Origin of the sequence: Oerskovia sp. NPDC056781 (assembly GCF_042789955.1) — a bacterium.
Taxonomy (GTDB): Bacteria; Actinomycetota; Actinomycetes; order Actinomycetales; family Cellulomonadaceae; genus Oerskovia; species Oerskovia rustica.
Map to the genome: position 1 here is coordinate 16,556 of NZ_JBHUAD010000022.1, position 14,004 is coordinate 30,559.

The 14,004-nt window shown below is 75.5% G+C and carries 13 protein-coding genes and 1 riboswitch; all 13 genes read right to left on the bottom strand.

The genetic code is table 11. The features are described 5' to 3' along the window. Positions 1-8 precede the first annotated feature (8 nt). Positions 9-719 carry a riboflavin synthase gene (locus ACFRCR_RS03710; protein WP_377675640.1) on the bottom strand — a complete coding sequence of 237 codons (711 nt, stop codon included), beginning with the start codon at positions 717-719 and terminating at the stop codon, positions 9-11. Then, positions 719-2,044: a bifunctional diaminohydroxyphosphoribosylaminopyrimidine deaminase/5-amino-6-(5-phosphoribosylamino)uracil reductase RibD gene (gene ribD, locus ACFRCR_RS03715; protein ID WP_377675641.1), complete on the bottom strand. Its 1,326-nt coding sequence runs from the start codon at positions 2,042-2,044 to the stop codon at positions 719-721. Before ribD ends, ACFRCR_RS03710 begins: the two co-directional genes overlap by 1 nt. 113 nt (positions 2,045-2,157) lie before the next feature. Further along, positions 2,158-2,283: riboswitch (FMN riboswitch) on the bottom strand. A gap of 223 nt (positions 2,284-2,506) precedes the next feature. After that, positions 2,507-3,169 (bottom strand): ribulose-phosphate 3-epimerase, encoded by a 663-nt coding sequence (rpe, locus tag ACFRCR_RS03720; RefSeq protein ID WP_138824403.1) that lies wholly within the window; start codon positions 3,167-3,169, stop codon positions 2,507-2,509. 98 nt (positions 3,170-3,267) lie between these two features. Further along, a complete protein-coding gene (locus ACFRCR_RS03725) occupies positions 3,268-4,917 on the bottom strand; it encodes an RsmB/NOP family class I SAM-dependent RNA methyltransferase (RefSeq protein ID WP_377675642.1) in 1,650 nt (549 codons plus the stop codon). Beyond that, the gene (gene fmt, locus ACFRCR_RS03730) at positions 4,914-5,867 is read right to left on the bottom strand and encodes a methionyl-tRNA formyltransferase (protein ID WP_377675643.1); all 954 of its coding nucleotides are present in this window, start codon (positions 5,865-5,867) and stop codon (positions 4,914-4,916) included. Before fmt ends, ACFRCR_RS03725 begins: the two co-directional genes overlap by 4 nt. A gap of 85 nt (positions 5,868-5,952) precedes the next feature. Beyond that, entirely contained in the window at positions 5,953-6,612 is a 660-nt protein-coding gene (locus ACFRCR_RS03735; RefSeq protein WP_377675644.1) for an HAD family hydrolase, read from the bottom strand. Continuing rightward, positions 6,609-8,894: a primosomal protein N' gene (locus tag ACFRCR_RS03740; protein WP_377675645.1), complete on the bottom strand. Its 2,286-nt coding sequence runs from the start codon at positions 8,892-8,894 to the stop codon at positions 6,609-6,611. Before ACFRCR_RS03740 ends, ACFRCR_RS03735 begins: the two co-directional genes overlap by 4 nt. A 52-nt stretch (positions 8,895-8,946) precedes the next feature. Beyond that, positions 8,947-10,143, bottom strand: coding sequence for a methionine adenosyltransferase (metK, locus tag ACFRCR_RS03745; protein WP_377675646.1), 1,197 nt, complete (start codon positions 10,141-10,143; stop codon positions 8,947-8,949). Between the two features lie 66 nt (positions 10,144-10,209). After that, entirely contained in the window at positions 10,210-11,445 is a 1,236-nt protein-coding gene (gene coaBC / locus ACFRCR_RS03750) for a bifunctional phosphopantothenoylcysteine decarboxylase/phosphopantothenate--cysteine ligase CoaBC (protein WP_377675647.1), read from the bottom strand. A gap of 76 nt (positions 11,446-11,521) precedes the next feature. After that, positions 11,522-11,794: a DNA-directed RNA polymerase subunit omega gene (gene rpoZ / locus ACFRCR_RS03755; protein ID WP_193720226.1), complete on the bottom strand. Its 273-nt coding sequence runs from the start codon at positions 11,792-11,794 to the stop codon at positions 11,522-11,524. 164 nt (positions 11,795-11,958) lie between these two features. After that, positions 11,959-12,573, bottom strand: coding sequence for a guanylate kinase (gmk, locus tag ACFRCR_RS03760; RefSeq protein WP_191798333.1), 615 nt, complete (start codon positions 12,571-12,573; stop codon positions 11,959-11,961). 1 nt (position 12,574) lies between these two features. Then, positions 12,575-12,886 (bottom strand): integration host factor, actinobacterial type, encoded by a 312-nt coding sequence (mihF, locus tag ACFRCR_RS03765; protein ID WP_030151369.1) that lies wholly within the window; start codon positions 12,884-12,886, stop codon positions 12,575-12,577. Positions 12,887-13,014: 128 nt separating this feature from the next. Then, positions 13,015-13,911 (bottom strand): tyrosine-protein phosphatase, encoded by an 897-nt coding sequence (locus ACFRCR_RS03770; protein ID WP_377675648.1) that lies wholly within the window; start codon positions 13,909-13,911, stop codon positions 13,015-13,017. Between the last annotated feature and the right edge of the window lie 93 nt (positions 13,912-14,004).

The following is a 14,004-nucleotide window of genomic DNA, read 5'->3' on the forward strand; positions in this document are numbered from 1 at the left end:
GGCGGTGCTCATTCCTGTGCTGCGCTGGTCCTGGGGGCGTCCGCCGGGCCTGCGGCACCCGCGGGCGCGGCGGTGTCCGCGAGCGCCCGACCGTCCGGGTCTGCCGGGCGGGTGGCGGCACCGGTCGTGAGGAGTCGCTCGACGTACTTCGCGAGGACGTCGACCTCGAGGTTGACCCGGTCACCGGGGGCCAGGGAGCCGAGGATCGTGGCCTCGAGCGTCGTGGGGATGAGGGACACCCCGAACGAGGTGTCGTCCACGTGGGTCACCGTGAGGGACACGCCGCTGACGGTGATGGAGCCCTTCTCCGCGACGTAGCGCGTCAGGCCCGGGGGCGCGGACAGGACGAGGTCGTCCCACCGCTCCCCCGGGGCCCGGCTCACGAGGGACCCGACGCCGTCGACGTGGCCCTGCACGATGTGCCCGCCCAGGCGCGTGTCGGCGCGCACGGCCCGTTCGAGGTTCACGGGCGACCCGGGGCGCAGGTCGCCCAGGGCGGTGCGGCGCAGGGACTCGGGCATGACGTCGGCCGTGAACGTGCCGTCCTGGCCCACACCCGTGACGGTGAGGCACACGCCGTCGACGGCGATCGAGTCGCCCAGGTGGGCGTCCGAGGTGGCGAGGGGGCCGTGCACGGTCAGGACGGCGTCGGAGGTCTCACCCCCGGGGAACGCGATCTCGCGGACCGTGCCGATCTCTTCGACGATTCCGGTGAACATCAGCTCTCCTGTTCGAGGGTGGTGCGGTGGGTCGTGCGGGGGGTGCGGGCCGGGCCTCCGGGTGCAGGCGGCCCCGGCGCAGGCAGGTCATGGGCGAAGCGGTCGGGTGCGGGAGGCACCGACGGCACGGCGGGCGTGGTCCGGGCCACGACCAGGACGTCCTGCCCCAGCCGCCGCACGTCGTGCGTGACGAACCGGGGGGCGCCCGCGAGCGTCGTCACACCCAGGTCGCCCACGGCTCCCAGGCCCGCCCCCAGGAGCACGGGCGCGAGGTACGCGTGGACCTCGTCGACCGCGCCCGCCGCGAGGAACGCCGTCGCCAGCCCCGGGCCGCCCTCGACCAGGACGTGGCGCACCTCGCGGGCGGCCAGCTCCGCCAGGACCGCGTGGACGTCGTGCGTGCGCACGTGCAGCACGGGCCCGCCCCCGTCGTCCGTCCAGGTGCCCCCCGGCGCGAGCCGCACGTGCGGGGGAAGGTCACGGAGCCCGACGACGACGCGCAGGGGCTGATGCTCGGCAAGCCCGGGCTCCGGCCCGACCACCCCACCAGCGACGCGCAGGCGCTGATGCTCGCCAAGCCCGGGCTCCGGCCCGACCGTGGCGCTCGCAGGAGACGTCGTGCGCGCCGTGAGCGACGGGTCGTCCGCGACGACGGTCCCGGTGCCCACGAGGATCGCGTCGACCTGCGCCCGCACCCGGTGGGCGTGCTCGCGCGCAGCGGGCCCCGTGATCCACTGCGAGGTGCCGTCGGCGGCCGCCACACGCCCGTCGAGGGTCGAGGCGAGCTTGAGGGTCACGTAGGGGCTCCCGCGCCGCACGGCGACCAGCCACGGCCCCAGGAGGCGCTCCCCCTCCGCCTCGCGCAGCCCGGCGGCCACCCGGACCCCGGCCGCGCGCAGGCGCTCGCCTCCCCCGGCGGCGACGGGGTTGGGGTCGGCCACGGCGTAGACGACCTCGGCGACGCCCGCGTCCAGCAGCGCCTGCGCGCACGGCCCGGTGCGCCCGGTGTGGTCGCACGGTTCGAGAGTCACCACGGCCGTCGCGCCGCGCACGTCCACGCCGCGCTCGCGGGCGTCGGCCAGGGCAGCGGCCTCGGCGTGCAGGGTGCCCGCGCCGCGGTGGAAGCCCTCGGCGAGCACCACCCGGGGCGAGGCGTCCACGGGGCCGGGGGCGGCGGCGTCGGGCAGGGAGTCCGACCGGCGGGGCGCGGGGCCCAGCAGGACGGCGCCCACGCGCGGGTTGGGGCCGTGCACGGGGCCCCGCGCGGCCAGCTCGAGCGCGCGCACCATCGCGGCGTCGATCGTGAGTGTGGGCCTGGCGCCCATGCGTCCTCCTCCCGGTGAGCACGACGCTCCGGGGTGAGGGGGTCGACGACGTCACGGGACCCGAGGGTCCACGGACGTCACGACACCACGGCACAGGGCTCCGCCCCGCGCCGCCACGTACTTCCTCCCATCCGGACTTTCACCGTCGGTCCTGGAGTTCCACCAGGTCAACCACGCCGAGGCGTGGGTCGCGGACTGTCACCGCCGGCTCGGAATTACACCGACCCCGGAGCACGTGTGTGCGTACTGCTCGTTCTGCTGTCGTCGGGAGCCGGGCCCGCGCTGAGGGCGCTGCGTCCGGCGTCTCGTCTCCACCCAGCATGCCACACCGGCATCCCCCGGCAGGAACTCGATCCGGTCCGTCCCGCGAGCCGGAACGACGTGAACGGCTGTGAACGGCTCATGGATGCGGTGACCGCCCAGCGGCGCGCCGGGAGCGAGCTGCCGGACGGTCGGTCGCGGTCAGTGCGTGTGCTGGTCCGCGAGCGCCCGCAGGGCCGCGATCTCCTCGGGGACGTTCTCGGCCCCGTACACGGCCGAGCCGGCGACGAACACGTTGGCGCCGGCCTCGGCCGCGCGCTCGATGGTGGCGCGCGAGATGCCGCCGTCGACCTGGACCCACACGTCGAGCCCCGCCTCGGACACGGCGTCGCGGATGCGGCGGACCTTGGGCAGGACGCCCTCGATGAACGACTGGCCGCCGAAGCCGGGCTCGACGGACATGACCAGGAGCATGTCGAACTCGGGCAGCAGGTCCAGGAACGGCTCGACCGACGTCGCGGGGCGCAGCGCGAGCCCGGCGCGCGAGCCCAGGCGGCGCAGCTCACGGGCCAGACGCACGGGGGCCGTGGCGGCCTCGGCGTGGAACGTGACGGACGCGGCGCCGGCCTCGGCGTAGCCGGGGGCCCAACGGTCGGGGTCGGCGATCATGAGGTGCGCGTCGAGCGGCACCGGGGACACCTGGGCGAGGCGCTCGAAGATCGGCAGCCCCAGGGTCAGGTTGGGCACGAAGTGGTTGTCCATCACGTCGACGTGCGCGTAGTCGGCGGTAGAGATCGCGCCCAGGTCGCGCTCGAGGTTCGCGAAGTCGGCGGACAGGATGCTGGGGGCGATGAGTGCGGACATGGGCACCAGCCTAGAGGGCGCCCGCGCGCCGCGCGGAGGACGCGCGACGGCCGGGCCGGGTGGCCTTCACCACCCTGCCCGGCCGCCGCAGGGGCGTCTCAGGCCCGACGGCGCAGCAACGTCAGGTGCATCGCGTCGGTCCCGTGGACGTGGGGCCACAGCTGCACGTCGGTGCGGTCCGCGAGCGGGATGTCGTCCCCCGCGACCTGCCGCACCGCGGCGGCCGCGTCGAGGACCTCGACGTCGTCCCGCCCGGCCAGGACGTCCTTGACGACGAGCTGGGTCTCCGCGAGGTGCGGGGAGCAGGTGACGTACCCGACGACCCCGCCCGGGCGCACCGCGTCCAGGGCCGAGCCGAGGAGCTCGCGCTGCAGCGTCGTGAGGGTCGCGATGTCCCCGGGGGTGCGGCGCCAGCGCGACTCGGGGCGGCGGCGCAGCGCGCCCAGGCCCGTGCAGGGGGCGTCGACGAGCACGCGGTCGTACGCGCCGGGCTCCTCGACCCCCACCTGGCGCCCGTCACCGACCTGGACCCGCTCGACCGCGTCGGCGGGCACGGCCGCGAGCGCCTGCTCGACCAGGCGGGCCCGGTGGGGGGCGACCTCGTTCGCGACGACGCGTGCGCCCTGCTCGCCCGCGAGGGAGGCCAGGAGCGCAGCCTTGCCGCCCGGGCCCGCGCACAGGTCGAGCCAGCGCTCGTCGGGGTTCGCTGCGCCGTCGGACCGGGGGTGCGCCGCGCCACCTGCGCCGCCCGCCGAGGGCACGGGGAGCGTGGGGGTCGCCGCGAACGCGAGCGTCACGAGCTGGGAGCCCTCGTCCTGGACCCCGGCGGCGCCGTACCGGACCGCGGGGATCGCGGCGGGGTCCGAGCCCGACAGGACCAGGGCCGTGGGCGTCCAGCGCCCGGGGGTGGTCGTGGCGTCCCCGCGCACGTCGTGCTCGACCTCGCCCGCGAGGCGTTCGCGGCTGACCAGGCCCGGGCGGGCGACGAGGGTGACGCGCGGCGCGGTGTTGTCGGCCTCGAGGAGCTCGGCCAGGTCGTCGGCGGAGCGTCCCGTGCCGACGAGGGCCTCGCGCATCGCCCGGGCGATCCACACCGGGTGGGACTGGGTGGTCGCGAGGCGCGTGACGTCGTCGGGCGCGTCGAGCGTGATGGCCTCGAGCCACTCCTCGAGGGTCGAGCGGGAGATCTTGCGCAGGACCGCGTTGACGAACTGTGCGCTGCCGGCCCCGGCGCGCGCCCGGGCCAGGCCCACGGTCTCCGAGACGGCCGCGTGCTGGGCCACGCGCATGCCCAGGAGCTGGTGGGCGCCCAGGCGCAGCAGGTCCAGCACGTTCGGGTCGACCTGGTCGAGGGGGCGGTCCACGCACTGGGCGATGATCGCGTCGTAGCGCCCGCGCAGGCGCAGGGTGCCGTAGGCGAGCTCGGTCGCGAACGCCGCGTCGCGCCCGCGGATGCCGCGCGAGCGCAGCAGCGGGGGCAGGACCAGGTTGGCGTACGCGTCGGAGGTCGCGACCTCCTGCAGCACGTCGAACGCGACGTTGCGGGACGGGTCGGCGCCCTTGGCGCGCTGCGAGGGCGCCGCCTCCGAGCGCTGGCCGGCCCCTCGGGCGCGGGCGGCGCCGCGCTCGCGGCCGCGTGCGTCACGACGGTCACGCTGGTCACGCTGGTCACGCTGGTCACGTCCACTGTGCGCGCCGTGCCCGCCGTCCTGCCCGGGGGTGCCGCCGGTGCGTGCCTCGCCGCTCATGCCTGGTCCTTCGTCTCGTCCGGGGTGCCCAGGACGACGCGCTCGCCCAGGCGGGCGCCGCGGGCCCAGTCGGTCGCGGCCATGTGCTTCTTGCCCACGGGGGCCACCTCGCCGAGCGCGACGGCGTGCGTGCCGGTGCCCACCAGGACCTCGCGCTTTCCGGCCCGCAGCTCGCCGGGCGCCAGGTCGTCCACGTCGGGGCGCGGCGTCACGGGGCCCAGGCCCAGGCGGGCGCCGTCGGGCAGCGTGGTCCAGGCGCCGGGGGCGGGCGTGCAGCCGCGCACCAGGCGGTCGATCGCGAGCGCGGGGAGCGCCCAGCGCACCCGGGCGTCCTCGGGGGTCAGCTTCGCGGCCGTGCTGATGCCCTCGGCGGGCTGCACGACCGGGGACACGATGCCGTCCTCGATCGCGTCGAGCGTCGCCACGAGCAGGCCTGCGCCCGAGGTCGCGAGCCGACCCAGGAGGTCGCCCGAGGTGTCGCGGGGGCGGATCGTCTCGGTCGCGGTGCCCAGCACCGGCCCCGAGTCCAGGCCCTCCTCGATGAGGAACGTCGTGGCTCCCGTGACCTCGTCGCCCGCGATGATCGCCCGCTGCACCGGGGCCGCGCCGCGCCAGGCGGGCAGGACCGAGAAGTGCAGGTTGACCCAGCCGAAGCGGGGAACGTCGAGCACCTCGCGCCGCAGGATCTCCCCGTACGCCACGACGGGCGCGCAGTCGATCTCCAGGGCCGCGAGACGGGCCACGAACTCCTCCCCGCGGGGACGGTCGGTGACGACCGGGATCCCGGCCTCCTCCGCGCGCACGCGCACCGGGCTGGGCGTCAGCCTGCGGCCGCGGCCCGAGGGCGCGTCGGCGCGGGTGAGGACGGCGACCACCTCGTGCCGGGAGTCGATCAGGGCATCGAGGGCCGGGACGGCCACGTCCGGGGTTCCGGCGAAGAGCACACGCATGGGGCGAGTCTAGGCGGTGCGCCCCTCCCGGCCCGCGCCGGGATCCGCCCCGGACGGTCCCCGGCGGGTGTGCGCCGGCGGCCGCTCAGGCCTCGCGCACGCCGACGCCGAGGTCGCGCAGGGTCGCGCGCAGGCCCGCGGCGTCCTCGAAGCGCAGGGTCCGGAAGCCCAGCGCCCGGGCGGCCGTGACGTTCGCCACGGAGTCGTCGACGAACAGGGTGCGCGCGGGGTCCAGGGCGAAGCGCTCGGTCGCGGCCTCGAAGATGCGCGGGTCCGGCTTGACGAGCCCCACGCGCCCCGAGACCAGGACGTCCTCCATGAGGCCGATCGCGGGCGCCGCGGGCTCGGCCTCGTGGAACATCTCCGCGGACCAGTTCGTCAGGCCGTACAGGCGCACCCCGAGCGTGCGCAGCTCGCGCACGATCTCCTCTGTCCCGGGCACCGGTCCCACGAGGCTCGCCGCGAAGTTCTCGGTGTACACGTCCAGCATGCTCACGTGCTCGGGGTGGTGCTCGGCGAGCTCGCGGCGTGCGTCGGCCCAGGACCGGCCCGCGTCCTGACGCGCGTTGAACGTGGGAAAGTCGACGGCCTCGAAGAACGCCTCGACGTCGGCCCGGTCCATGCGCCCGGCGTAGGCGGCGTAGGGGTCCCAGGTGACCAGGACGTTGCCGAAGTCGAACAGGACCGTGTCGACCCGGGCCTGGGCCGAGCTCTCGGACGGGGTCTCGCGCGGGACGGTGCTCACAACATCTCCTTGGGGTCGAGCTGGACGCGTACGCTCCCACCCTCGCGCTTCGCGGAGCGGACCGCCAGGGAGGCCGAGAGCTCGCGCGCGAGCCGGCGTCCCTCGCGCAGCGGGACACGCACGATCGTGCGCACGGGAGGCTGCAGCGAGGGGTCTCGCCCGGCCCCGCCCCGTGCGGGGCGTCCCGCGGCCTCCGGGACCTCGACGGGCCCCAGGGTCGTCGAGGGGTCCGCGAGGCCCACCCGGGCCACGACGGCGTCCACCGCCTGCCGGTCGCCCGTGATCGCCGCGACCCGCACCGCGGGCGGCAGGTCGAGCTCGCGGCGCTCCGCGAGCTCGCGGTCCGCGAACCCGGCCGGGTCCCAGCGCACCAGGGCGTTGGTGGGTCCGGGGGCCGCGTCGCCGACGAGCAGCACCTGCCCGCCCTCGCGGGTAGAGCGCACCAGGCCCGCGGCCGCGAGCCAGCGGTGCAGCGCGTCCTGGGCGACCGCGAGCCCCACGTGCGCGGTGCTCAGCGCCGCGTCGAGAAGGAGCGCGGCGGCGTAGCCGCCCTCCGCGACGGGCTCGGCGCCCGGTGTCGCGACGATCACGGCAGGGCGCGGCCCGACGGCGGAGAGCACCCCGCCCGGTGCGCTCGCCCCCGAGACCCGCACCGCGACGCCCGGGAAGGCCCTCCCCAGCTCCTCGGCCGTGCGGCCCGACCCGACGCGCACCGAGCGCAGCCCCGTCCAGTGGCACTCGTCGCACGACCACGCCCCGGCCAGGGCCCCGCACCACGCGCACTGCGGTGACGCGCCCGGACCGGGCAGCATGAGGGGACCGTGGCACGTGCCGCAGTGCGCGGCCGTCCGGCAGCGTGCGCACGCCACGACGGGCATGTACCCGGCCCGCGGGACCTGCACCAGGACGGGCCCGGTGCCCAGGGCGTCCCGCACGGCCCGCCACGCCGCACTCGGCAGGCGCGCGGCGGCCCCGGCGCCCTCGGCCGCGAGCTCGACCGACGTCAGCGCCCGCACCCGAGGGGCACGCGCGCGCAGCACCTCGCGGGGCGCCGCGACCTCCCGGGCCCACCCCGACTCGAGGAGCGCCTGGGCCTGCACCGTGCGGCTGACCGAGCCGAGCAGGAACGCGGCCCCCTCCTGCTCGCTGCGCAGGGCCAGGACCTCCCGGGCGTGCGGGTAGGGCGAGCGCGGCTCGGCGAGGGTCTCCTCGCCGTCGTTCCAGCAGGCGACCAGGCCCAGGTCCTGGACGGGCGCGAACGCCGCGGCACGCGTCCCGACGACGATGCGCACCTCGCCCCGCAGCGCCGCCAGGAAGCTGCGGTACCGGGGCGAGGGGCCCTCGTCGGCCGTCAGGCGCACGAACTGCCCCGCGCGGCGCGCGGTGTGCGGGGCGTAGCCCGCGAGCTCGAGGGCGAGGGACATCTGGTCGACGTCGCGCGCGTCGGGCAGCACCACGAGCGCGCCCCGCCCGCCCGTGACCGTGGCGCGCACGGCCTCGGCGAGCGCCAGGGCCCAGTGCTGGACGGCCTGCGCGGGGTCCTCGTCGCTCGTGCCGTGCCCGCCCGCGGCCCGGGTGCCCTGGACGGGCACGCCGTCGGCCACGCGGCCCGGCAGGGCCGTCCAGACCGCACGCGGCGCCGACCCGCCGACCAGGTGGTTCAGGAACGCGGCGCCGCCGCGGTAGGGAGCCCACTCGGAGGGGCGCGGGGGCGCGCCCTCCTGGGCGCCGGGGGCGCTCGAGCGCCCCTCGTCGTCGGTGCTCGGGTCCGCCGGTGCGCCCACGACGGTCGCCTCGCTGCCCGACGGCGCCGCCTCGGCCCGCGCGTGGCGCGGCGGGATCGCGAGGCGCAGCACGTCCGAGAGCGTGCCCGCGTAGTGGTCGGCGACCGTGCGGCACAGCTGCGCGACCTGCGGGGTGAGCACCCGCTCGGGCGAGACGAGGCGCTTGAGCGGGACGAGCCGCCCGTCGTGGTCGCTGTCCTCGGCCCGCGCCAGGACGAACCCGTCGACCTCCTGCGGCCCGAACCGCGCCTTGACCCGGACGCCGGGCTGCGCGCCGTCGGCCATCGAGGCCGGGACCAGGTAGTCGAACGTCTGGTCCAGGTGGTGCGGCACGAGGTCCAGGACGACGCGCGCGACCGGCAGGGCGCTCGCGATCTCGAGCGCGCCCACCGGCCGGGCGGGCCTGCCGCCCGTGCGGCTCCCACCCGGCGCCTCGGGCGCGGGGAGCAGCGTGAGCTGCTCCCCCGCGTCCTGGGGCACGGCGTCCTGGCTGGTCATGGCCCTATCTCAGCACGCGCCACCCACGCCGGGCGAACCCGTGCGACGCGGCTCAGACCGCGGCCTGGAGGGCCGCCACGCGATCCGTGCGCTCCCACGTGAAGTCGGGCAGCTCGCGCCCGAAGTGCCCGTACGCCGCGGTCTGCGCGTAGATGGGCCGCAGCAGGTCGAGGTCGGCGATGATCGCCGCGGGACGCAGGTCGAAGACCTCGTCGATCGCGGCACGGATGCGCTCGACCGGGACGGTCTCGGTGCCGAACGTCTCGACGTACAGGCCCACGGGGTGCGCCTTGCCGATCGCGTACGCGACCTGCACCTCGCAGCGGCGCGCGAGGCCCGCCGCGACGACGTTCTTGGCGACCCAGCGCGTGGCGTAGGCGGCCGAGCGGTCGACCTTCGAGGGGTCCTTGCCCGAGAACGCCCCACCACCGTGACGGGCCATGCCGCCGTACGTGTCGACGATGATCTTGCGGCCCGTGAGCCCCGCGTCGCCCTGGGGCCCACCGATGACGAACTTGCCGGTCGGGTTCACGAGCAGGCGGAAGTCCGCGACGTCCAGGTCGAGGCCCTCGACGACCGGGGCCACGACGAGCTCGGCGACCTGGCCGCGCAGCGTCTCCTGCAGGACGTCCTCGTCGTGCTGCGTCGACAGGACCACGGTGTCGAGGCGGACCGCACGGTCGCCGTCGTACCCGATCGTGACCTGCGTCTTGCCGTCGGGACGCAGGCCCGGCAGCGACCCGTCCTTGCGGACCACGGCCAGGCGCTCGGCGAGGCGGTGCGCGAGGAAGATCGGCAACGGCAGGAGCGTGGGGGTCTCGTCGCTCGCGTACCCGAACATGAGGCCCTGGTCGCCGGCTCCCTGGGCGTCGAGCGGGTCCAGGTCGGACGTGTCGTCGCGCTGCTCGAGGCTCTTGTCGACGCCCTGGGCGATGTCCGGGGACTGCTGGCCGATCGAGACCGAGACACCGCACGAGTCGCCGTCGAAGCCGATCGCGGAGGACGTGTAGCCGATCCCCCGGACGACCTCACGGATGATCTGCGGGATCTCGACGTACGCGTTGGTCGTGACCTCTCCCGCGACGTGGACCAGGCCCGTCGTGACCATGGTCTCGACCGCGACGCGGGACGTGGGGTCCTGCTCCAGGAGGGCGTCGAGGATCGCGTCGGAGATCTGGTCACAGACCTTGTCCGGGTGGCCTTCCGTCACGGACTCGGACGTGAACAGGCGCAGGTCGTCAGAACTCATGTGGTCCAGCGTACTGTCCCGCCAGGTGATACCCGACATCCGACCACTGAGACGTGTACGCCGATCTCAGTCCGTGGGCGACGCGATCGGCGGCGAGGCCTTGAGGACCGTGTCCCACACCGCGTCCGCGACTTCCCGCTTGGTGCCCTGGGCCTGGGCGACCGTCTCGCCGTGGGCGTCGACGATCAGGACCTCGTTGGTGTCCGTCCCGAAGCCCTTGCCGTGCCCCACGGGGTTGATCACCAGGAGGTCGGCGCCCTTGCGGCGGGCCTTGGCACGGCCGTGGTGCCAGACGTCGCCCGTCTCGTCGCCCGTCTCGGCCGCGAACCCGACGACGACCTGCCCCGGGCGCAGGCGCTCGCGCGCGAGCTCCGCCAGGATGTCGGGATTCTCGACCAGCTCGATCGGGGCGGGCCCCTGACCGGGGACCTTCTTGATCTTCGAGGCCGGTGTGCGGGCCGGGCGGAAGTCCGCGACCGCGGCCGTCATGACCACCACGTCGGCGTCCGGTGCCAAGAGACGCATCGACTCGCGGAGCTCGGCGGTCGAGCCGACCCGGACGACGTCGGCGATCCCGTCGAGCGGCTCGGTCAGGTTCGCCCCGACGAGCGTCACGTCGGCGCCCCGGTCCTGGGCTGCGCGGGCCAGGGCGATGCCCTGACGTCCGCTCGACAGGTTCCCGATGAAGCGCACCGGGTCGATGGGTTCGCGTGTGCCGCCGGCCGAGACGACCACGCGCAGTCCGGTGAGGTCCGGGGCCACCACGGGTGCGGCGCCCCGCGCGGCGACCTCCAGGGCGATCCGCGCGATGTCCTCGGGCTCGGGCAACCGGCCCGGTCCCGTGTCCTTGCCCGTCAGCCGACCGCTGGCCGGCTCGATCACGTGCACCCCGCGCGAGCGCAGGGTCGCGACGTTGGCCACGGTCGCCGGGTGCTGCCACATCTCGGTGTGCATGGCCGGGGCCATCACGACCGGGCACGACACGGTCAGCAGGGTCGAGGTGAGCAGGTCGTCCGCGCGGCCCGCGGCCGCCCGTGCGAGGAGGTCCGCCGTGGCGGGGGCGACGATCACCAGGTCCGCGCCCTGGCCGAGCGCGACGTGCGCGACCTGCGGGACGTCGTCGAACACCTCGGTGCTGACCTTCTCGCCCGACAGGGCCTCGAACGTCGGCGCCCCCACGAAACGCAGGGCGGACGCGGTGGGGACGACCCGCACCTGGTGCCCCTGCTCACGCAGGAGCCGCAGCAGGAGGACGGCCTTGTAGGCCGCCACTCCCCCGGAGACCCCGAGAAGGATCCTCATCGGTACGAGCCCTCCCTCTGTGCGGTGCACGCCGCGCCCACCCGGACCGCGGAGCCGCCCGCAGGCGGCCCGGCGGTCAGGAGGCGGGTGCCTCCACGGTCTCGATCGTGAGCAGGCCCTGGTTGATCTCGCGCATCGCGATCGACAGCGGCTTCTCCTGGTTGCGGGTCTCGACGAGCGGGCCCACGTTCTCCAGCAGGCCCTCGTTGAGCTGCGAGTAGTACGCGTTGATCTGACGCGCGCGCTTGGCGGCGTAGATCACGAGCGCGTACTTGGAGTCGGCGCGCTCCAGCAGGTCGTCGATCGGCGGGTCGGTGATGCCCTCGGGGGCGGCGATGGTTCCAGACACAGTCTCACTCCGTGAGTCAGGGGGGCCTGCGGCGGCTCAGACGGTCGCCCGCAGGATGGGTCAAAGAGGTTGCGCGCGCTCATGACGCACACGCCTGACGACCAGTCTACTGGGCAGGCACAAATCGTCGTGGTGCCCACGCCCGGGGCGCGGCCCCTCGGCGGTCATGCGACGGGCGTCAGGCCCATCGCCTCGACGAGCGCGTCGGTCGCCCGGTGCACCTCGTCGTTGACGATCACGACGTCGAACTCGGGCTCGGCCGCCAGCTCGACGCGGGCCGTGGCGAGCCGGCGCTCGCGCTCCTCGGGCCCCTCCGTCCCGCGCCCGACGAGCCGACGCTCCAGCTCCTCCCAGCTGGGCGGGGCGAGGAACACGAACCGGGCCTCGGGCATGGACGCGCGCACCTGGCGCGCGCCCTGCAGGTCGATCTCGAGCAGGGCCGGGACCCCCGCCGCGAGCTTCTCCTCGACCGGCCGGCGAGGGGTCCCGTACCTGTTGCGTCCGTGCACCACGGCCCACTCCAGCATCTCGCCCGCCTCGACCAGCCGGTCGAACTCCTCGGCGCTGATGAAGTGGTAGTGGACGCCGTCCACCTCGCCGGGACGAGCGGCACGGGTCGTCGCGGACACGGACAGCCACACCTGCGGGTACCGTGCGCGGATGTCCGCCGACACGGTCCCCTTCCCGACGGCGGTGGGCCCCGCCAGGACGGTCAGGCGGGCAGGGGTCGGTGATGCGGCAGGCGCCGGGGCGGCCTGCTCGGCGGGTGAAGCGGAAATGTCAGCCAAACCTCTCGATGAGCGCCGCGGACTGGTGGGGTCCCAGCCCGCGGACACGACGTGTCTCGGCGATCCCGATCTCCTCCATGATCGCCCGGGCCTTCACCTTACCCACGCCGGGCAGCGACTCCAGCAGCGCGACGACGCGCAGCTTGCCGATCACGTCGTCCGTGCGGCCCTGCTCGATCACCTCGGCGAGGGAGCCCTGGGAGTGCTTCAACCGGTTCTTGACCTCGGCCCGCACCCGACGGGCCTCGGCCGCCTTCTCGAGTGCCGCCGCGCGCTGCTCGGGGGTCAGGGATGGTAGTGCCACGCAAGTCACCTACTTGTCCTCAGACGGATGGGCCCACACGTGCACCGGGGCCGCCGACCGGATCTGATGCCCCCGGTGGCGACCTCGACACCCTCGAAACTAGCCACACCTGGCAGGTCAGGCAACGTTCACACGCCCTGAGCAGCGAACTTCCTCGCGATCTTCGCCCTGGTCGCAGGCCCGGCGCCGCATGCGTCGAGGTAGCCGTCGACGCTCCCGAACTCCGTCTCGGCGAGCGCCCAGGCGCCCTGGAGGTACTCCGGCTCGACGCCCAGGAGGGGTGTCAGGGCGTCCTTGTCGAGGCCGGGGATCGGGGGGATCACGGCCGAGAGACCCTCGACGGCGGCGCCGCTCGCGAGGTACTCGGCGAGCCGGTCCTCCTCGCCCACACCGCACACGTGCTGGACGAGCGCGACGATCCAGCCGGTCCGGTCCTTGCCCGCCGAGCAGTGCACGACGACGGTGCCCTCGGCCTCGGCGACGTCCTCCAGCGCCTCCCCGACCGTCCGCCGGATGGTCGGGTCCGTGACGAACGTCGCATAGACGCCGTGCATCATGGCCCGTGCGAGCGCCTGCGGGTCCTCGGCGCCGAGGAGGCGCCCGATCATCGCGGCCGTGTCCGCGGAGCGCTCCTCCGCCGCGGGGTCCTCTGCACCTTCGTCGCCCGGTGTGCCGGTGGGAGCCGGTTCGTCGCTCCCGCCCAGCGCATGCCCGACGCCGACACCGGGGTCCATCCGCCGCGGCACCACGCGCGTGGTCGCCGGGACGACGTCCTGCCCGTCGCGCTCGACCTCGTCCTCGCCGCGCAGGTCGAGGTCGAGCGTCACGCCCAGTGCCGCGAGCGCCGCGACGCCCTCGGGGGTCAGCCGCGACAGGCTCGCGGTGCGCACGAGCACGCCCGTGCGCAGCGGTGCCCGCCCGCCGGCCGGGACGGCACGGCCGCCCACGTCGCGTGCGTTCCAGGTGCCGGGGATGTCGAGGGTGTCAGGGGTCTGCCGGTCCGAGGCGGCGAGGGAGGAGGTCATGGGACGAGTCTGTCAGGCCACTGCGCCGACGGCCGCCTGGCGGCCCCACGCGGGTCGCCGTCTCCGGGGGATTCACCCCGGACGCCCGTGGGG

Coding starts and splice junctions, on each gene's coding strand:
- rpe (WP_138824403.1), bottom strand. CDS start 3,169: ATGTCCGCACTCATCGCCCCCAGCATCCTGTCCGCCGACTTCGCGAAC.
- ACFRCR_RS03725 (WP_377675642.1), bottom strand. CDS start 4,917: ATGAGCGGCGAGGCACGCACCGGCGGCACCCCCGGGCAGGACGGCGGG.
- metK (WP_377675646.1), bottom strand. CDS start 10,143: ATGAGTTCTGACGACCTGCGCCTGTTCACGTCCGAGTCCGTGACGGAA.
- ACFRCR_RS03740 (WP_377675645.1), bottom strand. CDS start 8,894: ATGACCAGCCAGGACGCCGTGCCCCAGGACGCGGGGGAGCAGCTCACG.
- coaBC (WP_377675647.1), bottom strand. CDS start 11,445: ATGAGGATCCTTCTCGGGGTCTCCGGGGGAGTGGCGGCCTACAAGGCC.
- ACFRCR_RS03770 (WP_377675648.1), bottom strand. CDS start 13,911: ATGACCTCCTCCCTCGCCGCCTCGGACCGGCAGACCCCTGACACCCTC.
- fmt (WP_377675643.1), bottom strand. CDS start 5,867: ATGCGTGTGCTCTTCGCCGGAACCCCGGACGTGGCCGTCCCGGCCCTC.
- ACFRCR_RS03710 (WP_377675640.1), bottom strand. CDS start 719: ATGTTCACCGGAATCGTCGAAGAGATCGGCACGGTCCGCGAGATCGCG.
- ribD (WP_377675641.1), bottom strand. CDS start 2,044: ATGGGCGCCAGGCCCACACTCACGATCGACGCCGCGATGGTGCGCGCG.